Origin of the sequence: Dyella kyungheensis, from assembly GCF_016905005.1 — a bacterium.
GTDB classification, from domain to species: Bacteria; Pseudomonadota; Gammaproteobacteria; order Xanthomonadales; family Rhodanobacteraceae; genus Dyella; species Dyella kyungheensis.
In genome coordinates this window covers 440,172-461,552 of sequence record NZ_JADIKC010000005.1, presented here as the reverse complement: position 1 = coordinate 461,552, position 21,381 = coordinate 440,172, and the positions used below count along the sequence as shown (strand labels likewise).

At 63.2% G+C, this 21,381-nt stretch carries 21 protein-coding genes; 12 read left to right on the top strand and 9 right to left on the bottom strand.

Going from position 1 to position 21,381, the window contains the following annotated elements; genetic code table 11:
* Positions 1-8: 8 nt before the first annotated feature.
* Genes mdcC through mdcH form a run of 6 tightly spaced genes read left to right on the top strand, consistent with a single transcriptional unit; the run spans position 9 to position 4,475 of the window.
* Positions 9-326, top strand: coding sequence for a malonate decarboxylase acyl carrier protein (gene mdcC, locus ISP20_RS13455; RefSeq protein ID WP_204636595.1), 318 nt, complete (start codon positions 9-11; stop codon positions 324-326).
* Positions 323-1,270 (top strand): biotin-independent malonate decarboxylase subunit beta, encoded by a 948-nt coding sequence (locus ISP20_RS13450; RefSeq protein WP_204636594.1) that lies wholly within the window; start codon positions 323-325, stop codon positions 1,268-1,270. The genes mdcC and ISP20_RS13450 overlap by 4 nt, the downstream gene beginning before the upstream one ends.
* Complete coding sequence (gene mdcE / locus ISP20_RS13445) at positions 1,257-1,982, top strand: biotin-independent malonate decarboxylase subunit gamma (RefSeq protein WP_204636593.1); 726 nt, start codon at positions 1,257-1,259, stop codon at positions 1,980-1,982. Before ISP20_RS13450 ends, mdcE begins: the two co-directional genes overlap by 14 nt.
* Complete coding sequence (mdcG, locus tag ISP20_RS13440; RefSeq protein ID WP_204636592.1) at positions 1,957-2,631, top strand: malonate decarboxylase holo-[acyl-carrier-protein] synthase; 675 nt, start codon at positions 1,957-1,959, stop codon at positions 2,629-2,631. The genes mdcE and mdcG overlap by 26 nt, the downstream gene beginning before the upstream one ends.
* Positions 2,628-3,533, top strand: a complete 906-nt coding sequence (gene mdcB, locus ISP20_RS13435) for a triphosphoribosyl-dephospho-CoA synthase MdcB (RefSeq protein ID WP_204636591.1) — start codon at positions 2,628-2,630, stop codon at positions 3,531-3,533. Before mdcG ends, mdcB begins: the two co-directional genes overlap by 4 nt.
* 3 nt (positions 3,534-3,536) lie before the next feature.
* Positions 3,537-4,475, top strand: a complete 939-nt coding sequence (mdcH, locus tag ISP20_RS13430; protein WP_204636590.1) for a malonate decarboxylase subunit epsilon — start codon at positions 3,537-3,539, stop codon at positions 4,473-4,475.
* 58 nt (positions 4,476-4,533) lie between these two features.
* Here mdcH and ISP20_RS13425 read toward each other — a convergent pair whose 3' ends face one another.
* Positions 4,534-5,097: a DUF417 family protein gene (locus ISP20_RS13425; protein ID WP_204636589.1), complete on the bottom strand. Its 564-nt coding sequence runs from the start codon at positions 5,095-5,097 to the stop codon at positions 4,534-4,536.
* Positions 5,098-5,206: 109 nt separating this feature from the next.
* Between ISP20_RS13425 and ISP20_RS13420 the strand changes: the two genes are divergently transcribed.
* Positions 5,207-6,169, top strand: coding sequence for an AraC family transcriptional regulator (locus tag ISP20_RS13420; RefSeq protein WP_204636588.1), 963 nt, complete (start codon positions 5,207-5,209; stop codon positions 6,167-6,169).
* 110 nt (positions 6,170-6,279) lie between these two features.
* Positions 6,280-7,167 (top strand): phytanoyl-CoA dioxygenase family protein, encoded by an 888-nt coding sequence (locus ISP20_RS13415; RefSeq protein WP_204636587.1) that lies wholly within the window; start codon positions 6,280-6,282, stop codon positions 7,165-7,167.
* Between the two features lie 112 nt (positions 7,168-7,279).
* Here ISP20_RS13415 and ISP20_RS13410 read toward each other — a convergent pair whose 3' ends face one another.
* From ISP20_RS13410 to ISP20_RS13375, 8 genes are read right to left on the bottom strand one after another with little or no spacing between them, the layout of a single operon-like run.
* A complete protein-coding gene (locus ISP20_RS13410; RefSeq protein WP_204636586.1) occupies positions 7,280-8,062 on the bottom strand; it encodes a 3-keto-disaccharide hydrolase in 783 nt (260 codons plus the stop codon).
* A gap of 22 nt (positions 8,063-8,084) precedes the next feature.
* Positions 8,085-8,984: a hydroxypyruvate isomerase family protein gene (locus tag ISP20_RS13405; RefSeq protein ID WP_204636585.1), complete on the bottom strand. Its 900-nt coding sequence runs from the start codon at positions 8,982-8,984 to the stop codon at positions 8,085-8,087.
* Entirely contained in the window at positions 8,981-10,042 is a 1,062-nt protein-coding gene (locus ISP20_RS13400) for a sugar phosphate isomerase/epimerase family protein (protein ID WP_204636584.1), read from the bottom strand. Before ISP20_RS13400 ends, ISP20_RS13405 begins: the two co-directional genes overlap by 4 nt.
* Positions 10,043-10,077: 35 nt before the next feature.
* Positions 10,078-10,668, bottom strand: a complete 591-nt coding sequence (locus ISP20_RS13395; protein ID WP_204636583.1) for a gluconate 2-dehydrogenase subunit 3 family protein — start codon at positions 10,666-10,668, stop codon at positions 10,078-10,080.
* Positions 10,669-10,678: 10 nt separating this feature from the next.
* Positions 10,679-12,370, bottom strand: coding sequence for a GMC oxidoreductase (locus ISP20_RS13390; RefSeq protein ID WP_204636582.1), 1,692 nt, complete (start codon positions 12,368-12,370; stop codon positions 10,679-10,681).
* Between the two features lie 33 nt (positions 12,371-12,403).
* On the bottom strand, positions 12,404-13,279 hold the full coding sequence (locus ISP20_RS13385; protein WP_204636581.1) for a sugar phosphate isomerase/epimerase family protein: 876 nt from the start codon (positions 13,277-13,279) through the stop codon (positions 12,404-12,406).
* Between the two features lie 40 nt (positions 13,280-13,319).
* Positions 13,320-14,537, bottom strand: coding sequence for an MFS transporter (locus ISP20_RS13380; protein WP_204636580.1), 1,218 nt, complete (start codon positions 14,535-14,537; stop codon positions 13,320-13,322).
* The gene (locus ISP20_RS13375) at positions 14,534-15,727 is read right to left on the bottom strand and encodes a Gfo/Idh/MocA family protein (protein WP_239535786.1); all 1,194 of its coding nucleotides are present in this window, start codon (positions 15,725-15,727) and stop codon (positions 14,534-14,536) included. Before ISP20_RS13375 ends, ISP20_RS13380 begins: the two co-directional genes overlap by 4 nt.
* Before the next feature lie 304 nt (positions 15,728-16,031).
* Here ISP20_RS13375 and ISP20_RS13370 point away from each other — a divergent pair, with 304 nt between their 5' ends.
* The 4 genes from ISP20_RS13370 to ISP20_RS13355 all read left to right on the top strand — a co-directional run bounded on the left by ISP20_RS13370 (position 16,032) and on the right by ISP20_RS13355 (position 21,152).
* Complete coding sequence (locus tag ISP20_RS13370) at positions 16,032-17,192, top strand: LacI family DNA-binding transcriptional regulator (RefSeq protein WP_338031002.1); 1,161 nt, start codon at positions 16,032-16,034, stop codon at positions 17,190-17,192.
* Positions 17,193-17,280: 88 nt separating this feature from the next.
* Positions 17,281-18,864 carry a Gfo/Idh/MocA family protein gene (locus ISP20_RS13365; protein WP_204636579.1) on the top strand — a complete coding sequence of 528 codons (1,584 nt, stop codon included), beginning with the start codon at positions 17,281-17,283 and terminating at the stop codon, positions 18,862-18,864.
* A gap of 468 nt (positions 18,865-19,332) precedes the next feature.
* On the top strand, positions 19,333-19,494 hold the full coding sequence (locus ISP20_RS13360) for a hypothetical protein (RefSeq protein ID WP_204636578.1): 162 nt from the start codon (positions 19,333-19,335) through the stop codon (positions 19,492-19,494).
* 86 nt (positions 19,495-19,580) lie between these two features.
* Positions 19,581-21,152 carry an asparagine synthase-related protein gene (locus ISP20_RS13355; RefSeq protein ID WP_204636577.1) on the top strand — a complete coding sequence of 524 codons (1,572 nt, stop codon included), beginning with the start codon at positions 19,581-19,583 and terminating at the stop codon, positions 21,150-21,152.
* The last annotated feature ends 229 nt before the right edge of the window (positions 21,153-21,381 follow it).

The following is a 21,381-nucleotide window of genomic DNA, read 5'->3' as shown; positions in this document are numbered from 1 at the left end:
GACCCATCGTGGAAACACTCAACTACCGCAACAAGGCGCAGCAGCGCGCAAAGGGCACGAGGCGCCAGGCCATCGTCGGCGTAGTGGCCTCCGGAAATCTTGAAGTGTTGGTCGAACGCATCCTTCCCGACGGGGAGTGCGAGGTGGACATTCGCACCGCCGCGGAAGGTTTCGGCGAGGTGTGGCAGGCCGTGATTGCCGACTTCGTCGAACGCCGCTCGCCGGGAGGGTTGAAGCTCTCCATCAACGACGGCGGTGCGCGGCCCGACACGGTCGCGCTTCGCCTGGCACAGGCCGTGAGCGCGATGGAAGGAGAGCGCACATGAGCACGGTCACGCTGGACAATGCAAAGGTCGAGCGCCAGCCCCTTGTCTCAACCGACAGCTGGTACGAGGCCTCAGCCAGGCAGCGCGTGGAAGGTCTTCTCGACGCGAACAGCTTCGTGGAATTCATCGGCCCGGAAATGCGCGAGATTAGCCCGCACCTGGCGCTGTTCGATCTGCCCGAGCAGTTCGACGACGGCATGGTCGTGGGGCTCGGCCGCATCGACGGTGCGCCCGTGCTGGTCGCCGCGCAGGAAGGCCGTTTCATGGGCGGCGCGTTTGGCGAAGTGCATGGCGCCAAGTTGAAGGGACTGTTGCGCGCCGCCCGCGATATGGCTTCGATGCCGGTGCTTATCCTTTTCGACACCGGCGGTGTGCGCCTGCAAGAAGCGAACGCCGGTGAACTGGCGATTGCCGAGATCATGCGCGCCTTGATGGAAGCGCGCTTCGCTGGCGTGCCGGTGGTGGGCCTGGTGGGCGGTCGCTCGGGATGCTACGGCGGCGGCGGATTGATCGCCGGCAGCTGCTCGGCCTTGGCGGTGTCGGAACAGGGGCGCATCAGCGTTTCCGGTCCCGAAGTCATCGAAACCAATCGTGGGGTCGAGGAGTTCGACTCCAAGGATCGTGCCTTGGTATGGCGCACCATGGGCGGCAAGCATCGACGCCTGATCGGCGGCGCGGAAGTGTTTGCCGACGACACCATCGAAAGCTTCCGCAACGCCGCCCGCTATCTCATCGAGCTTGCCCCCGCGCCAACGCTCGACACGCTGGAAGCGGAGCAGGCTCGCCTTGCACAGCGTATCCACGACTTCGGCGACTGCGCGGACGCGCTCGATATCTGGCGTTCATTGGGCGCCAGCGAGCCTGAAACCATCCCCGCCCTGTCCTACGAAGCATTCGTTGCACTCGCCGATCGCCTTCAGGAGCCTCGTCATGACGCTCGATGAGATTCTTGCATCGCTGTTTCCCGCTGGCCACGACGTCGTTCGCGAGCGTGGCCTGATCGCCGGGCAGGGTCGCCTCCCGGATGGCGGGGCGATCGCCGTGATTGGCGTAGAGGGTCAAACGCCGGTCGGCGTGGAAGAGGCTGCCCAGCTCGCCGGCAACGTCATCGAAGTCATCAAGTCGGGCGGCAACGAGCCGATCCTGGTGTTGATCGACAGCGGCAGCCAACGCATGAGCAAGCGTGACGAGTTGCTGGGCATCAACGAGTTCCTGGCTCATCTGGCGAAGTGCCTGATCCTCGCCGACAAGCTGGGACACCGCACGGTCGGTCTGCTCTATGGCCACACAGCAGCGGGAGCATTCATTGCCACGGCGCTGGCCACCCGCACCTTGCTCGCGCTGCCCGGTGCCGAGCCGGCGGTGATGGATCTTCCCTCCATGTCGCGCGTAACCAAATTGTCCATCGACGTGCTGGAGGAGAAGGCCAAATCCACACCGGTCTTTGCACCCGGCCTGGACAACCTGTTTCAGACCGGCGCCGTGGCGGTCACGCTGGACCCGGCCAGCTCGCTCGCCGATCAGCTGCAGGCGCAACTGTCCCGTCCGGCCGAGCGCGATGACAACCGCGATCAACTCGGCGCGGAACGCAACGGCCGTCCCAAGGCTGCCGATATCGCGAGGCGTGTTTATGAGCTTGCACGCGCTTCCGTCTGATCCGCTGTTGCAGCGGCATCGGCTGGTTCACGTTCGATCCGCCGCGTGGCGCGCGTGGCTCGCCTCGCGTAGCGATCTGGCCAACGAGCCGTTGCTGTCCGGCTGGGTAGATCGCGGGTGGCCGCTCATCGTTCGCCGCCCCGTGCCGGGCGAAGGCAGTGGACTGCCGCTGGGCTTGCCGCTGCCGCCTTCGGCAGGCAAGCGCCGTATCGCCCTACAGATGGCAGCCGGCGACATCGTTGCAACCACCCCGTTGCCCACATTGGCCGAATGCGTCGATACCGCACCAGCCGCCTGGCAACCGAGCCTGTGGCAACTGGCGACTCACGCAAGGGCGTATGGCGTGGAGGCTCGTGTGTTCGGCAGCCTGGCATGGCAGCGGCTGACAGGTCTGACGTATCTGAGCTCTAACTCCGATCTCGATATCGTCTGGACGCTTCCGGATCGCAACCGTATCAGCTGGTTTCTTTCAGACCTGGCCGATATCGATTCGCTCGCGCCGGTACGCATCGATGGCGAACTGCTGCGTGCCGATGGCGCCGGCGTGAATTGGCGCGAACTGCACTCCGGTGCGCCTGAGCTGGTTTTAAAAACGGCGGCTGACGTGATCCTCTGTCGGCGGGAATCGTTTATCGGAATGCCCTCATGAATGCTCGCCTGACCGTAGTGTCGAATGTTCCGGTTGCTGACCGCCCGCCTGCGCAATCGTTTCAGGAGCGGGTGGCCGCATGGGCCGAGCGCAGTTTGATACTGGAAATCGAAACGTGGCCCAAGCCGGGGCTGGTGAGTCATGTCGATGCCGGAAGCCATACCGATATGGACGCCGACACCTTCAAGCGAAGCGCATTGGCTCTACGGCCTTACTTTGCCGCCCTGGTTGATGCCGGCATGCACAATGCGTCCATGACGACGCTACGCAAGATCGGTTTGCGCGCCGAACACGCCATGCTCTCTGCCACTGGCGGAGTGAATACGCATCGTGGCGCCATCTTTGGCGTTGGCCTGCTCTGCGCGGCAGCTGGGCTGCGAGAGGCTGGCCTCGTCTATGCGGATGAAGCGTTGGGCACCGTGGTAAAGCGTCGGTGGGGCAGGGAGATTCTTGCCGGCCCAAGGCTTCCCGATAGTCACGGCGAAATGGCCGGCGCACGCTATGGCGCGGGCGGCGCGCGCCAGGAAGCAGCGCAAGGTTTTCCCAGTGTCTACGAGGTTGGGCTGCCTGCGTTGCACGATGCGCAGCACATTGCCCCGGGCGAGCATGAGGCGGCCCGTGTGCAGGCGTGTTTCTCGCTGATTGCCGCTGTCGAAGACACCAATCTATTGCATCGCGGCGGCGCGGAGGGTTTGCGCTTTGCGCAACAGGCAGCGCGGGACTTTCTCGATCGAGGCGGTGTCGGCGATCCGGCCTGGCAGGTACGTGCCGAACGCATCCATCGCGCGTTTGTCGGGCGTCGGCTCAGTCCGGGCGGTGCCGCCGACCTTCTGGCCATGAGCGTCTTCGCGATGGAACTGGAGCGTCGCCCGTCGCATCACTCGACCGCTGAGATGGCATAGGGCATGGCACTCGCCATCCTTTGTTCCGGGCAGGGCGGCCAGCATCCCGGCATGTTCGACTTGACCGGCGATGCTCCGCAAGCCGCTTCATTGTTTGCGCATGCCTCGGCGCAGCTCGGTAGCGATCCCCGCGTCCTGGTGAAGCAGGCCGATCTAGATGCGCTCCACCTCAATCGGACGGCTCAACTGCTTTGCACGCTGCAGGCACTCTCCGCGGCTGCACTGCTCGATAGCGCACTTCCAGGCCAGCGTTGCCTGGCGGGCTATAGCGTGGGCGAAGTGGCGGCCTGGGGCGTGGCGGGATGGCTCGGGGCCGTTGAAACGCTCGACCTAGTCGACACGCGTGCCCGCCTGATGGATGCGGAAAGTCATGGCGACGAAGGCATGCTCTTCATTCGCGGATTGGACAGGGCGAGCGTCGACCAACTATGCGCAGGGCGCGAAGCCGCCGTTGCGATTTGCAATCCCGCCAACGCCTGGGTGCTCGCCGGTCGAAGAAGCGCGCTGGACATCATTGCCCACGAGGCCACTCAACATGGCGCCTTGCGCGCTTCGTCGATTCCCGTGAAGGTGCCTTCCCATACCTATCTGCTTGCCAACGCCTCCGCCGCTTTTGATCGAGCCCTGGCAGACGTCCACCTTCAAACGGCACGACAACCGAGGGTTCGCCTCTTCAGCGGCATCGATGGCGACCCCGTGCTGGACGCCGGCAACGATCTGCACAAACTCGCTCTTCAGATATCGCATCCCATTCAATGGGAAAAATGCCTGACGGGTTGCGTGGAGGCGGGCGCCACGGCTTTTCTGGAACTGGGACCCGGTCGCGCCCTCGCCGAAATGGCCGCAGGCGCTTATCCGGAGATTCCTGCGCGAAGCCTCGACGATTTTCGTTCGGTACGCGGCGTGCTCGAATGGCTGACTCGCGTCATGGGATCGGCGTGAGCCCCATTGTTCTCGCCTGCCAGCGGGGAGGCTTGCTAGCCTCCCACGCTGCACGACATCAACGCTCGCGCGGAAGACCCAACGCGCGGATCACGTCTTCCCTGAGCAGATAAACCGAGACCACCAGCAGGACTAGGTCCTTCAGCAGGAAGGCCGCATTCATTGCCATCGCGGGAAAGCCGCCGGCGCCGGCATCCCAGCCATCGGGGACGAACGGAAGAATCGTCAGGGTGGAGATGAAAGTTGCGATGGAGCCGAGGGCACCCAACACGCCCAGCTTCTTGTTCCAGAAGCCCAGCAGCAGCAACGAGCCGAACGTCCATTCCGCGGTGCCAAGGAGGATGGCGGTGCCGTGGATGCCCAGGAGCGGGATCGTCCAGAAGATGAGCGGCCCGTGCGTGATCAGCGGCGCCAGTGCCGTGATCTCGGACTGGAACCATTTGTCGTAGCCGAACCAAGCGAAGATGACGACCATCGCAGCACGAAGCAGGTGGTAATCGAAGTCTTTCATCAACAGGCCGGATTTGGCGAGAAGCTGGAGGAGGGCGTTCATGGCTTTTCCTTCGTGAAATGGGTTGGCGGATGTCGTGTCGTACGAACCGGGCCGCCAGCGCGGCGTCACGTCCGCTCGGCTCGATCTCTGCGACGGAGCCACTTTACGAAGAAGGGTTAAGACGATTAATATCGAATCGTCTCGATAATATGCTCAAACGTATCAACGGGGGTTGGCCATGTCTCCGCCGCTCGATTGGCTGAGCCGGTTGCTGGAAGTGACGCCGGTGCGCGGGCAGCTTGATCTGCGCTGCCAATACGGAGCGCCCTGGCGTATCGATCAGAGGGCTTTTGCAGACGGCGAGATGGCCTACCACATCGTGCTCAGTGGCTCGGCATCCTTGCTCGATCCCCATGGCGGGAGGCCTGACGTGCTGGAAGCGGGCGACATCCTGCTATTGGCCCAGGGTGAAGCGCATACCTTGCACGATGGCAGCGGAGCTCGCGCCAAGCCGGCCAAGCATCGCGTCGCCGCCAACCTCGTGTTCAGCCACAACGCAGGCAAGGGTGATCGCCTCGATATGCTGTGCGGACGTTTCGTGCTGTCGCCGCCGCATGCGCGGCTCCTGCGTCGCTATCTTCCGGCGCGTCTCATCGCACGAACCGGCGTTGCCGCGTCGACGACCGGCCAGGAAAGCGGCGCGGCGTTGCACAGCCTGATGGCGCTCATGCAAGCAGAGAGCGGCGCTGATTTCCTGGGTGGACGCGCGATGCTCGACGCCTTGTCGACAGCCTTGTTTGCGCTGACGCTGCGGTTTGCCAGCGAATCAAGGGAGGCGCCCGCGGGATTGCTGGCTTTGGCGGGATACCCGCGACTCGCTCCCGCGCTGGATGCCATGTTTCACCATCCTGGCCACCCGTGGACCCTTCCGCTTCTGGCGGAGAAGTGCAACATGTCGCGGGCGACGTTCGTCCGCCTGTTCCACGAAAAGCTCGGCATGTCGGCCAGCGACTTCCTGACCGATATTCGCATGACGCTATCGGCGAACGAACTCCGAACGACGACCGCCTCCACCGGCGCCATCGCGGAAGCCGTAGGCTATCAATCCGAAGCCGCCTTCCAGCGAGCCTTCAAGCTGCATATGGGTATGACCCCGGCGCGCTGGCGAAAGCAGGCGGGGCTTGAACAATCTTTGGCGTAGTGAGGAACGCAATGGTGGAGGCGGAAACAAGTCTGGGCATCGAGGAGCTACGTGCTTATTGGGCTTGCCAGTGCACGCCAGGATCCACGGCACCGCTGCCCCAGGATGTCGTGAAGACCTTGCTGGCCGGCCTGGGTCTGAACGTGCTGGAGACCTTGCGTTACTTGCACCATGAGCGGCCGAGCTATGCGCAATTTGAAGCCTGGATAGGGGAACGCCATGGCGGCGAACTGGACGAGGCCTCGATCAGTCGCCTGCGGCGCGCGCTGGCAGGCGAGAGTGTCGGCGCCGAAGTCGGTCATCTCGACGGCGTCGAAGGACTGAGCGCGGACGACCTTGCGCACTGGCACGAGCATGGCTACGTCATTCTGCGTAACGCGATCAGTCAGCAGGCGGCACAGATCGGCGAAATGGCCATCTATGAATTTTTGGGCATGGACCGCGACGATCCGGACTCCTGGTATCGCACCTCGCTAGGCCATTCGATCTGGGTGCCGTTGCTGCGGCATCCGGCACTGGCCGCGAATCGTCGCGCGCCACGCATTCACAAGGCGCACGCCCAATTGTGGGGGCGTGACGATCTTTGGGTGACCGTCGACCAGGTTGGATTCAATCCGCCCGAGCGAAAGGACTGGCAATTTCCCGGGCCGCATTTGCACTGGGACGCCACACTGGCCGAACCGCATTGCTTTGGACTGCAGGGTATCCTGTACCTCGCCGACGTCGATGAGGACCAGGGCGCCTTCAGCTGTGTGCCGGGCTTTCATCGGACGCTGAAGCCGTGGCTGGAAAGCGTCCCCGCGGGCGTGAATGCCCAAGATCACGCCCGTCGCACCTTGACCATGAAACCGATTGCCGCCAAGCGCGGCGACATGATCATCTGGCACCACCTGCTGCCGCATGGCAGCAGTCCAAACCGGGCGCGGCGCCCGCGCCTCGTGCAATACATGTCGCTGCACCCGACGCGCTTTGCCTACACCGCGGAATGGAAGTCGTGATGGCAACGACTCAGTCGTATGGGTGTAGGACGGCACTGTGCACTCGGCATCGCACTGGCTATGCCGAGGCCGACGTACCGCGCCCGCTGGCAGGGTGAGACGACGTCCAGCGTCAATCCAGCGGACGCACCCAGATATTGCGGAAGCTGATCGCGCCCGAGGGATCGCCATGCGCCTGCAGTTTGATGGGGGCGTCCGCGTAGGGTTTGTACTTGGGCTTGCCGATGTAGAAGGTTTCGCCGGCCAGCTGGGTGTGGTTCTGCACCAGTACGCCGTTATGCAGCACCGTCACGTAGCCCGGTGATTTCAGCGAGCCGTCGGCGGCGAATACCGGTGCGGTCCACACGACGTCGTAGCTTTGCCATTCGCCCGGCGGACGCATGGCATTGACCAGCGGCGGCGCCTGCTTGTAGATGCTGGCGGCCTGGCCGTTGACATAGGTCTTGTTGTTGAAGGAATCGAGGATCTGAACCTCGTAGCCCTCGTCGCCCGGTCCGGTGGAGGCGAGGAAGAGGCCGCTGTTTCCGCGCGCCTGGCCCTCGCCGGTAATGTCCTTCGGCACCTGCCATTCCAGATGCAGCTGGTAGTTGCGGAAGTGCTGCTTGGTCTGGATGTTGCCGCTGGCTTTGTCGACCGTCACCACGCCATCATGCACTTTCCAGTGCGCCGGCAAGTGGTCTTTGGACGTCTCCCACTGACTGAGGTCGCGGCCATCGAACAGCACGATGGCATCGGATGGCGGAGCGGCATCCAGCTTGCCGGGCGTGATGACCTTGGGAACGGGTTCCCACTGTTCGGTTGCCTTCGGGTCGGTCGGCTCGGCTGTCTGCGCGTGCGCCGCGGCTCCGACGATGGCGAAGGCCAGCAGGTTGAGGGTGAGGGCGATGGGCTTCATAGGTGTTCCCGTGGCAAGTTCTTCATACCGTGCAGATGCGGACGGCGTCGGCGAATGAGGCGAAGGGGTCGGGGTTGGCGGGCGTGAATTCGTGCGCGATGAAACCCTGGAAGCCGGTGTCCGCAATCGCCTTGGCCACCGCGTGGTAGTTCAGCTCCTGCGTGCCGTCGATTTCGTGGCGACCCGGCACGCCACCGGTGTGGAAGTGCCCGATCCAGGCCAGGTTGTCGCGCACGGTGCGGATCACATCGCCTTCCATGATCTGCATGTGATAGATGTCGTACAGGAGCTTTACGTTCGGCGAGGCGATGCCTTTCATCACAGCCACGCCGAAGGCCGTGCTGTCACCCTGATAACCGTGATGATCGACCTTGCTGTTGAGCAATTCCACGCAAAGCGTGATGCCGTTCTCCGCCGCATAGGGCGCAATCTTCGAGAGACCTGCGATGCAGTTGTCGCGCGCCTGCGCCTCGTCGATGCCAGGAACGCGGTTGCCGAACATGGTGATCAGGTTCTTGACGCCCGCACGTTTGGCCAGGGGAATGGTGTCTTCCAGTTCCTTCAGCAGCGCGGCGTGGTTGGCGGGATCGTTGAAGCCCATCGCGATGAAGTTCTCGCGTCGGGTCGGATAACCCATGGAAACCGCCAGGCCATGATCGGCAACGATCGACCATTCATCCACATGGACGAGGTCGACTCCCTGGAAGCCCAGCGGCCGAATGCGGCTGCACAATTGCGGCAACGGCTCACTCGACGTCCAGCGGCTCAACGATTGCCGCAGGCGTCCCGTACGCACATTTGTCGATGTGCTGTTCGATGAAGCGGGCGCCGACGCCAGCGCGGCCGTGGCGCCGAACGCCGTTGCGGCGGCAATGCACTTCAGCGCGGCTCGGCGGCTAAGGCCCAGGGATGGATCGCTCATGGTTCAGACAATCCAAGGATGTGCCGGTTGAAGTCGGCGTCCGCTGCCGTGGCGACGAAATCGTCGAAGGCATGATCGGTCACCTTGATGATGTGCTGGCGGATAAAGGCGGCGCCTTCTTTCGCGCCGACCTGCGCATCCTTCAAACAGCACTCCCATTCGAGCACGGCCCAACCGGGGTAATCGTATTGAGCGAGCTTGCTGAAGATCGCGCCGAAATCGATCTGTCCATCGCCCAGCGAGCGGAAACGCCCCGGGCGATCGATCCAGCTCTGATAGCCGCCGTAGACGCCGGCACGGCCATTGGGGCGGAACTCCGCGTCCTTCACATGGAACGCACGAATGCGCGAATGGTAGATATCGATGAAGGCCAGATAGTCCATCTGCTGCAGGACCATATGGCTGGGGTCGTACAGAATATTGGCGCGCGGGTGATGATCGACCGCATCGAGGAAACGCTCGAAGGTGACGCCGTCATGCAGGTCTTCACCCGGATGAAGTTCGAAACAGATATCCACGCCCGCGTCGTCGAACGCATCGAGGATCGGGCGCCAGCGCTTGCCGAGTTCATCGAAGGCCTGGGCGATCAGGCCGGCAGGGCGCTGCGGCCAGGGATAGAACAAATGCCAGGCCAGCGCACCGGAGAAGGTGGCGTGCGCCGAGAGCCCCAGATGCCGGCTCGCCTTCGCGGCCAGCTTGAGCTGTTCAACCGCCCATGCCTGCCGTTCCGGCGTGTTGCCTCGCAAAGCCGGCGGCGCGAAGCCGTCGAATAGCCGATCGTAGGCAGGATGCGAGGCGACCAGCTGTCCCTGCAGATGGGTCGACAATTCGGTGACGACCAGCCCGTGCTCCGCCAGCGTACCGGCGACATCGTCGCAGTACGTCTTGCTCGCCGCTGCCTGTTCGAGATCGAACAGGCGGCGGTCGTTCGAGGGGATCTGCACGCCGACAAAACCCATCGAGGCAGCCCACTGCGCGATGCTCGGCAACGTGTTGAACGGCGCCTCGTTGCCTGCGTACTGGGCAAGAAAAATGGCCGGACCCTTGAGTGTCTTCATGCGCGCATACCTGGCAATCGCGTTGGCCCCATGGATCAGAGCGTCAATACCGTTTCCACCGCCCATGCGCGGCCGTTGCCGGCCTGGGCCAGCGGCACGTCGGCATGGAAGGCGCCCGGCACGGCGGAGTATTGCAGCACCTGCGTGCAGCCGGGTTCGGACATGAAGAAGCCCAGCATGGCGAGTTTCTTGGTCATCAGGACGAAATTGGCCGCCGACGCCTTCGCGTTGTCCGCCGGTTCGCTCAAGGCCTGTTCGTGCAACTTGCTCACCAAGGCCTTGCGCTGCTTCTCGTCGAGCTGCAGATACGGTTTTCCGCCGGCCCGATCGAACGCCGCCAGCGAGGCCAGATAGCGTTGCTGTTCTTCATGGGTGTAGACGCTGGTGAACATCTGGTCGATGAAGGCCGGCACACCGGCATCGACTGCGCCTGGCGTATCGCTGCGCGGGATGATGATATCCACCACCGAGCTCACCAGCTGGTTCTGCGGCGTGCTGAAGAACTTCGGCGCGTAACCCGGCAGTTGCGCGGCGGCGTGCGCATCGAAGGTTGCCAGCAGCGACGGCGCCGCGACGGCACCCATGGCCAGGGCCGAAAAACATTTCAACCATTCACGACGGTTCATGGCGGGGTCCTCAGATGTTGCCGCGCTTGAGTTCTTCGACCGCGTGGCTGGCTGCGCGCGCGGTGAGTGCCATATAGGTCAGCGACGGGTTCTGGCAGGCCGACGAAGCCATGCACGAGCCGTCGGTGACGAACACGTTCTTGCAGGCATGCATCTGGTTCCAGCCGTTGAGCACCGAGGTCTTCGGATCGCGCCCCATGCGCGCCGTACCCATCTCGTGGATGGCGGCGCCGACGTTGGCCTCGACCTGATAGGTGCGCACATCGCGATAGCCGGCGGCCGTCATCATCTCGGCCGCATCGCTGAGGATCTCCTTGCGCATCTGCAGCTCGTTGTCGCCGTGCGCCACGTTGAAGTTGAGCACGGGCAGGCCGTACTTGTCCTTGCGTTGATGGTCCAGGGTCACGAAGTTGCCATGCGAAGGCAGCATTTCGCCGAAGCCCGACATCGAGATCTGCCACGGACCGGGTTCTTCCGCGGCGCGCTTGAGTTCATCGCCGAGCAACGGCTGGTCGACCAGGCGTGCCCAACTGCGCCGGCTGGCGCCGCCCTGGTAGCCGAAGCCGCGCAGATACGAGCGCTTGTCGCCACCGACATTGCGGTAGCGCGGAATATAGAAGCCGTTCGGCCGTCGGCCGGAGTAGTAGCGATCCTCATGGCCATCCACCGAGGCGGTGACGCCGCCGCCGAACAGGTGATCCATGATGTTGTGGCCAAGCTCGCCGCTGTCATTGCCGAAACCATTCGGGAAGCGGCTCGAGGTGGAGTTGAGCAGGATGTGCGTCGTACCGAAGGTCGATGCGCACAGAAAGATCACCCGCGCAAAGTATTCGGTATGTTGGCCGGTTTCGGCATCGAGCACACGCACGCCGGTCGCCTTGCCTTTGACGTTGTCGTGGATCATCTCGTAGACGATAGCGTTCGGCACGATGGTCATATTGCCGGTGCGCTCGGCCGAGGGCAGGGTCGAGGAGTTGCTGCTGAAGTAGCCGCCGAACGGACAGCCGCGCATGCACAGGTTGCGGTATTGGCAGGTGCCGCGCTGCGGGCTCTGGTCGTGCTTGAGCGGAGCGGACAGGTTGGCGGTGCGGCCAATGATCAGCTTGCGGCCGAACTTGTCCTCGATCCTGCCGCCGAATTCCTTCTCGACGCCGTTCAATTCCATCGGCGGCAGGAACTGTCCGTCGGGCAACTGGGCGAGGTGTTCGGTCGAGCCGCTCACGCCGATGAAATTCTCGACATAGTCGTACCAGGGCGCGAGGTCGGCGTAGCGGATCGGCCAGTCCACGCCCACGCCTTCCTTGCCGTTGGCCTCCAGATCCATTTCGCTGAAACGATAGCTCTGCCGGCCCCACATCAGCGAGCGCCCGCCGACGTGATAGCCGCGGAACCAGTCGAACGGCTTGGTCTCCACATAGGGATTGTCGAGATCGTCGACGAACCAGTGCTTGGTCGACTGCGTGATGCCGTAGAAGGACGGCCGCGTATGCACGGGGTGGCGGCGGATATCTTCCTGCGTCGGTTCATCCGCGTAGGGCAGCTCCCAGGGCGCCTTCATCGCGGTGGGATACTCGCCATGCTTGACCATCGGGCCGCGGTCGAGCACCAGCGTCTTGAGTCCTTTTTCGGTCAGTTCTTTCGCGGCCCAGCCGCCGCTGACGCCGGTGCCGACCACGATGGCGTCGTATGTGTTGTTTGCCATGGGAATCCTGAATCGTCGTTGGGAATGCGCGGTTCAGCGCAGCGGACGCAGATAGGCGTAGTCGATGCGCGCCGCTTCGAGCTGGCTCACGCGACTGAACGGACCTTCCTGCTCGACAAAGCAATGCCTGAGACCCGACGCATCGGCAGCGGCCATGATCGGCCGGTAATCCACCGTGCCGCGCCCCAGCTCCGCGCCCGGAAACTGGTTGGGTGCGGGCGAAGCAAGAAAATCCTTGGCATGCATCAGGGGAATGCGCCCGGGATACGCCTTGAAGTAATCCACCGGGTTCTTGCCACCGGCATGCACCCAGCCACAGTCGAGTTCGAGCTTGACCAGGCTTGCATCGGTTTCGCTCAGCAGCACGTCGTAGAAGGTCTGCCCGTTGCCGACCTCGGTGAACTCGTGATGATGGTTGTGATAGGCGTATTGCAGGCCGGCCTTCTTCGCCTTTTCGCCGATCTGGTTGGCGAACTCGGCGGTGCGCTTGGCGTCGTCGCGGGTATAGCCCGGTTCACTCTTGTCGCCCTTCAGCTTGGCCATGTAAGCCGGCAGCATGCTGCTGACAAAGTACGACGTGCCAAGCGTATGCGCCGCTTCCAGGCCGGCATCGACGCCGAGGCTGTCGAAATGCATGCTGGGGCAGGCGAGCCCGGCCTCGTTCAACTGATCGCGCAGCGTCTTGGCGGTCGAAGTGATGATCGCCTCGATCTCGCTGTAACCGATGGACTTGAGCGTCTTCAGCGTGCCGTTCGGATCGTCCTGATACGCCTTGAGCACCATGTACAACTGGATGCCCAGCGGCTTGCCCGCGGCGGCGGCAAGGAGCCTGCCCGGGCTGGCGGCGGCGAGCCAGGCGGCTCCGCCCAGCAATGCGGATCGAGCCAGGAACTGCCTGCGGGTCATCATCAACGATTCTCCTGGATGGCCGAAGGGTGGGGGAGGGAGATCAGACGGTGCTTGCAACGGCACGCGCGACGGCCGCCTTGCGGTCCTTGAACAGCAACACGAACAGCACCAGCACGAAGGCGGCGCATGCGCCGGCAATCAGCCAGATGCCATGCCAGTCGTGCATGACGCCGCCTTGCGCGGTGGGATGCGCATAGGCGTCGACGACCACGCCCGATAGCCACGAGCCGACGAACATGCCCAGGCCGTAGGTGAGGAACGTGATCAGACCCTGGGTGGCGGCACGCAGCGCCGATGGCGCCTCGCGATCGATATAGATCTGGCCGACCACGAAGAAGAAATCGAAGCAGATGCCGTGCAGGATGATGCCCAGCCAGAACATCCACATCAGCTGATCCGCATTGCCGAAGGCAAAGAAGGCATAGCGCAGCACCCAGGCCAGCATGCCGACGGCGAGCATGTACTTCACGCCCAGGCGCCGGAAGAACCAGGGAATAAGCAGCATGCACAGCAGCTCCGACATCTGCCCGCCGGTCATCTTGCCGGCAGCGTTGACCACGCCTGCCTCATTGAGGAACAAGTTGGTGAAGGCGTAGTAGAACTGCAGCGGAATGCAGATCAGGAACGAGGCCAGCGCGAATACCGCCATCGAGCGATCGCGCAGCAGATGCAGCGACTCCAGCGGCAATGCGTGTTGCCAGACGAAGCGCTGGTGGCGTGCCAGCGGCGGCGTGGCGGGCAGGGTGATGCAATACACCGCCATCGCCACCGACAATCCTGCCGCCAGATGCAATGGCGACGCAGTGGCCTCCACGCCCCAGGTGCCGACGATCAGTCCGACGACGATCCAACCGATGGTGCCGAACACACGGATGGCGCCGAACTCTTCGCGCGGATCGTCGATGTGGCGCATGGCGAGCGAGGTGGTCAGCGCCAATGTCGGCATATAGCAGAGGCTGTAGATCAGCAGCACGGCGTAAAGCAGGGCGAAGGCCTGCTGCTGCGCCGCCAGCACCAGCAAGGCAGCACCGAGCAGATGCAGCACGGCCAGCACGCCACGCGTATCGAACAGGCGGTCGGCGAGCAGGCCGACAAACAACGGCGAGATCATCGCGCCAATGGCGGTGGTACCGGCGATCGCCCCGATCTCCTGGCCGCTGAAGTGCAGCGTCTTGCCGAGCCAGGTGCCGACGGTGACGTACCAGGCGCCCCAGATCGCATACTCGAGCAGCATCATCAAGCGAAGGCGCCACTTCATGCGGGTGTCCCTGTAGTGAGTTGCGATTCGTCAACGTGTTCGACTGGCTGCCAGATGCCACCGGAGGCGTCGCTGCGGAGCATGGCGTCGATCACCAGGCTGTTGCGGTAGCCGTCGGCGAAGGTTGGCAATGCGGCGGGCTTGTGTTCCGGCCGGGCACCATCGGCAATCCATCGATAGGCGTCGGCGATCAGGTTTCGGAACGCATCCGCCCACGCTTCCGGATGACCGGCCGGCAGATGCGCATAGCTGCGTGCGGAAGGATCGAGCCGGGCAGGATCTTTCGCGATCAGCGCATTGGCCTGCGCGTGATGACCCAGCCACAGCTCGTTGGGTTGCTCTTGCCGCCATGCCAGCGATGCCTGGCGGCCGTTGACCTCCAGGCGCAGATCGTTCTTGTGCCCCGGCAAAACCTGGCCGACCACGAGGGAACCGCGCGCGCCGTTGTCGAAACGCAGCAGGACACTCGCGAGATCTTCGCTGGTGATCTTCACTTCGCGTCGCGCTGTGTCGGTCGATGCATCGAAGGCCCGGCTGGCGGTCGCCGCCACCTGTCGAAGAGGTACGGCGGTATGCAGGTCGGCCAGTACCGCGACGATCCGTGAGCCGGTCACATGCTCGGCCAGATCGCACCAGTGCGAGCCGATATCGCCAAGTGCAGAGCTTGCGCCTCCCAGACTCGGGTCGAGGCGCCACGAGTACGTGCGCTCGTCGGTCAACCAGTCCTGCAGGTAACAGCCATGCACGAACACCGGCGCACCAAGTTCGCCATTGGCGATCATGCTGCGTGCCTGCTGGACCAGCGCATGGCCGCGATAATTGAACGTCACCACATGGGCCAGGCCGGAAGCGCGCGCGGCTTCGAACAACTCGCGGCTTTCCTTGGCACTGCTCGCCAGCGGTTTATCCGAGATCACATGCTTGCCGGCGCGAAGCGCGGCCAGCGAGACCTCTTTATGCAGGTGATTGGGGGTGGTGTTGTGCACGACGTGCACGGCCGGATCATCGAGCAGGCGTTGATAGTTCTCGTACGCGCGTCCCACACCCAGTTCAGCGGCGCGCCGCTGGGTCGACTCGGGGCTCGATCCGGCAACGCCGATCACGTCGACGTTGCCAAGGCGGCGAACCGCATCGAGGTGATGCGCCGCAATGAAGCCGGGACCGACCAGCCCCATGCCAAGCCTGCTCATCGAGCGCACCCGGAGGCGTTGCAACTGCGATGGCAACGGCCGCGCACAGGCGCTGCAAGCGGTGCTTTAGCCATGCACGATACGGGCCGACCCGACATGTCCCCTCCGACGCGATGCTGCGCTCAAGAAATGTATTCGATTACATTTTTCCAGCCACTTGCACTTCGGTGCCACTTGCCCTGCGTCTAAAAATGTCTAAATATCGCGGGAAAGCGGCGGGTTTATGTAACAGATGTGCAAACGCCCGTGCAATGCTTTCATGTAATCCATTACATTGCAGCGCAGCAAACGAAGGCGTTCGCCCGTGAACAAGCGCCTCGGCAAACAGGTGGCAGGCCGACTGGCGGTGGTATGGTCGCCAGCGCAGGCGCAACAAGGAGGGGAACCGGTGAGTGGAGATGGCTCCAAGACCAAGCGGCCGGGCAAAGGCTCAGTGGCCAAGCTGGCGAAGCAGCCCGCGCGCGTGCGCACGGTCAAAGAGATTGCCGCTGCCGCCAATGTTTCGGTCGCCACCGTCTCTCGCGCCTTGCAGCGCCCGGAGATCGTCAGCGAAAAGACGCGCAAGCACATCCACGACGTGGTCAGGCGACTGGGCTACACGCCCAACGCACTTGCGCGCAACCTGCGCACGGCGCGCACGCGGCTGATCATTGCCTTGCTGCCGGATATCGCCAATCCATTCTTCTCCGAGGTGATCCGCGGCATCGAGCAGGTAGCGCATGAGAGCGGCTATTGCGTGCTGTTGGGCGAAACGCAGGGCAGCCTGGTCCGCGAACAGTCCTATGCCGACATGGTGGCTGCGCGCCAGGCCGACGGCATCATCACCATGTCTCCCCGGGTGCCGTCGATTCCGATCCAGGGTCGGCTTCCCGTGGTCAATGCGTGCGAATACGTCAAGGACGCGCATATCTCCAGCGTCTACGTGGACAACGTCGCCGCTGCGGGTGTGGCGGTCGACTATCTGTTGATGCTGGGTCATCGCCAGATCGCCTTTGTCGGCGGTCCGCCGGCCAGCCCGATCTGCGTGGATCGCGAGCAGGGTTATCGGCTTGCCCTGCAACGCGCCAAAGTGCCGGCCAAACCCGCATTGACGGTTTCCGGCGATTTCTCCATCGAGGCCGGCGAGCGGGCCATCGAATCGCTGCTCTCCCGCGGCCAGGCATTCACGGCGGTGTTCTGTGCCAACGACGAAATGGCCATCGGCGCCATGCGCGCCCTGAGCGCGCGGAATCTGCGTGTACCCGACGATGTGTCGGTGGTCGGCTTCGACGATATCCGCTTCGCCCGCTACACCACGCCGGCGCTGAGTACTGTCGCCCAACCGAAGAACGCACTGGGGCGCGAAGCGATGAGCATGTTGATCGAACTGCTCAACGATCCCGAGGTACCACCCCGCAAGCGCATCCTGTCTGCGGAATTGATCGTACGAGGCTCGACCGCGCCGCCGCGCGCCGCGAACAAATAACGCTCACCATTTCATCTTGATGCCCTGATCCCAATGTGACCAGAATGCAGCGGATCGGATATCGATATTCAACCCGGGATTGCAACGCATGACGGACGAATCGAAGATCGCGAAAGAAGAGCAGGACCACCGCGCCGCAGGCGATTCCGCGGATACGCCGATGGGCGGCAAGATCTCACGCCGCGAATTCCTCACAGGCACCGCCATCGCCGCGGCCGGCCTGATGATCGTGCCTCGCCACGTCCTGGGCGGACCCGGCCATACGCCGCCCAGCGATCGATTGAACATCGCCGGCATCGGTGTCGGCGGCATGGGCATGCACAACATGCGCGCCCTGGCCGGCGAGAACATCGTCGCGATGTGCGATGTGGACTGGCACTACACGGACAAGTCCTTTCACGGGATGGTCGACGGCCTGGAAAAAGCGCAGGCACGCCTGGACAAGGCGCAGACCGCTAAAGAACGCCAGGCGCTGCAGGACGAGATCACGCAGACCAGGCTGCTTGCCGGCAAGTTCAATGCGATCAAGCGCTACACCGATTACCGCCGGATGCTCGAGCAGCAGAAGGACATCGACGCGGTGTTCATTGCGACGCCAGATCACCTGCATGCCGTGATCGCCAGCGCGGCGATGAGCCATGGCAAGCACGTCTATCTGCAGAAGCCGCTCACCTGGTCGATCTTCGAAGCCCGCGAACTGTCCAGGAAGGCGAAAGACAACCCCAGGCTCGTCACGCAGATGGGAAACCAGGGTCACTCGACCGACGACGCCCGCTTGATCAACGAGTACATCGCTGCCGGAGCGATCGGCGATGTTCGCGAAGTCCACGTCTGGACGAATCGCCCGCTTGCCTACTGGCCGCAGGGCATTCCACGCCCGCAAGCACGACCGCAGCCGGACGACGCCAACTGGAACGAGGGCGCGGTGATGGATCGGCTCGCCAACGCCATGGTCGGCAACTATCCGAAACCGGAAGGGCTGGCATGGGATCTCTTCCTTGGCCCTGGTCCCGTCGTCGACTATCACCCCGTGTATCACCCGTTCAACTGGCGCGGCTGGGTGGATTGGGGCGTGGGCGCCATCGGCGACATGGGGGCGCACCTGATCGACTCCCCGTTCTGGTCATTGGACCTGGGCTTTCCGACCTCCGTGGAAACCGTCTCGACGCCGTTCAACAAAGCGTCGTACCCCATGGCGACGATGACGCACTACGACTTCCCCGCACGCGGCAACAAGCCGCCGGTGAGGCTCACCTGGTACGACGGCGGTCTGCTCCCGCCAGGGCTGCACGCATTGGGAGCCGATCAGATGAGCAAGGACGGCGGCGTCCTCTACGTTGGCGACAAGGGAAAACTGATCCACGAGACCTACGGCGCCAACCCGCGCCTGCTGCCGCAATCGCTGCACGATTCGGTGGGCAAACCTCCGCAAACGTTCGCGCGCATCAAGACCTCGCACGAAATGAACTGGGTGGATGCCTGCAAGGGAAGGGCAGAAGCATCGTCGCCGTTCTCGTATGCCGCACGACTGACGGAAGTCATGCTGCTGGGCGTCGTATCCCTTCGCGCGGGCGGCAGGATCGAGTACGACGCGGCGAACATGCGCATCACCAACATGCCAGAGGCCAATGCGTTTCTGCGTCGCGAGTATCGTGACGGTTGGGCCGTCTAAAGCAACGAGACGGCTCCATGTTGGGCGTGGGCGGATCGGCACGCCATGATCTTCTGCTCGCCATGAGTGGGTTGCGGCGCTGCATTTCAGCGCGTACCTCGACGATACGTAGACGGTTGCGCGATCAAGCGTGCACCAGTGGAACCTTGTTCAAGACCGGACAGCCTTGAGGTCCGCCTGCGTCTTGAGGCAGACGGGCAGGGCCGTCCATCGCAAAATATCGCCAGGCAATCGCATGATTATGCGATGCGGCTGCATGACTGAAGCACTCCCTTAGGTCGTGCTATTCACTCGAGCTTTCTCCTCCACGATGATTCTTCACATAAGTGATGGTTGCGCGAATAAACGCGCAACGCTTCCGCGATGAACTGTTTTTCTTCGCGCAAGGCATTGGTACGCCCGGCGAGCATCGTGTTAGCGTCACTGATGCCGCCGGGTGGCGGCTAACCAACTCAATGGAGTGACGTTATGAATACGCTAGATGCCAAGATCGATGGCGTGGTCGACGAAAGCAATCCTTTCGCGATTCAGATGGACGGTCCGATGCAAAAGGACGCACTGACCGGCGTTTTGGAAATGAAGCCGATGGGATTCCCGCAGGATGCCCGCTGGTATTACAGCGGGGGTTGAGCGGGGACTTGCTTGGCTGAGTTTCTGTTCTAGCGACACAGCGCCGTCCCTCCGAGGGGCGGCGTTTTGCCATCAGGGATGAACCTATGCTCAAGGCAGAGATCGCACTGCATGACCTGTCACATCAGCCGGAGTGGCGCGAGGGCGCGCTGACGATAGGCGGGAGCCGGATAGAACCGTACGCGCACTCCGCGCTGGAAACGCTGTTCGCGCATACGGAGGGCCAGTGGATCTTCGTGGTCCGGGAGCGTCACGCGAGCATGTCGTTGCACGCGAATGTGATCGATGGCCCTCTCGATGCGCAGCACTTTGCCGAACTGCATCGCGCGTGCGTCATGTGGCCGCTTGACTACGTGATGATCGAGGTCGCGAAGGCGGGCCATCGAATAAAGATCCGGGCCGGGATGTATGGCGCCGCGCCGCTTTATTGCCGTGCGAAGACCAGCGCGCTCACGCTTTCCTGGGACCTCGCGGATTTTCTGGCCGGGCCCCTTTCGATCGACCTCGACATTGCCAGTCGCTTTCTCGCGCTCGGCTCGATCTACTCGGCACAGCACATCTGCTCCGGCATCACCATGCTCACCGAGCGGGCGATGCTCTTCGCGGAGCCGGGAAAAGCGCACTATCACTATCCTGCGGCTATCGATACGAGCGCGCAGTCACCGGAGCCCCTGGATGACGCAGAGGCAGACGAGGCGTTCGGGAAGATCCTGCACGGCATCGTTTCATCGCGCCCCACATCAAGTGGTCGTATCGCGACGGAGCTCAGCGGCGGCATGGACTCGGCCACCGTTGCCTGCGCACTGACGAAGGCATACGGCGTTGTCGCCAGCAAGGGCATCCTGCTCGACGGGGACGAAAGGAAGAGCCAGGTCGCGCGCCGGACGAAGATCGTGGAGCGACTCCGCCTGATCGATGAAACCGTGGACATCGATGCCCATCTGCCGACGCTGGATCTGCAGCCTGGCGAGACGAGAGTGTATCCCCATGCGGAACTGTATCTCGAAGCGTTCGACAGTCTCTGGGGGAAGGCCAGGGCACAGGGATGCGAGCTGCTTTTCACCGGCGTCGGTGGCGATGAACTGTTTCCGACCTACCAGAGCGAGACAACACGGCATACGGACACCAGCGGCGAACTCGTCGAGCAAGCCAGATACCACGCGACCGGTCTGCTGACGTCCCGCGCGCAGGCTACCGTTGATTCGTCGCGCCTGTTCGATGCTCCCGCAGGACCGATTCCCGTATCCTCGCTTCTCGCAGGAACATGCCAGGCGCCACACTTGCTCCGGCACGGTTTGTGGCCGGTCAATCCGTTGAGCGATCCACGGCTGGTGGCTTTCTGCTATCGGCTTCCACCCGCAAGCCGCCATCGCCGCGCCTTGATGCAGAGATACCTTGCCGCAAGTTTAGGTGCGGATGTTTTTCCACCGAACTATGCCAAGGAGACGTTCTCCGCGGTACTTCCGGCGCTGATTTCCCGCCAGGAGCAGAGCCTGGCTTCGCAGTTGCGGGAATGCGCGCTGGCGGACCTCGGCCTGGTCGACCACGGCGCCGTCCTTGCACTGCTAAGAGAGGTCGCTGCCACGCGTAGCGATGCGCCCGCCGCGCCATTGATCTCCTTTCTGTGGCTGGAGCGATTTGTCAGGCAGCTGGCCTGAAAGGCGCATTTCGACGTATGGCAAGCCTTGCAGTTCCCGTTAGCCCGGGAGCAGGGGTTTGTGCTCGCGCGCCGCCTTCCCCGATGAGTCGCCGCCCGATTAGGAAGAGGAAACACTAGCCTCGATCGCTTAGGCAGACCGGCTAGTGGCCACTCACCAGTTTCCGGCCTTAAACGCGCAAAGCCTTGTTCGCGTGCTGGCGGCGGCCACGCTAGCACGCTTACTGCCG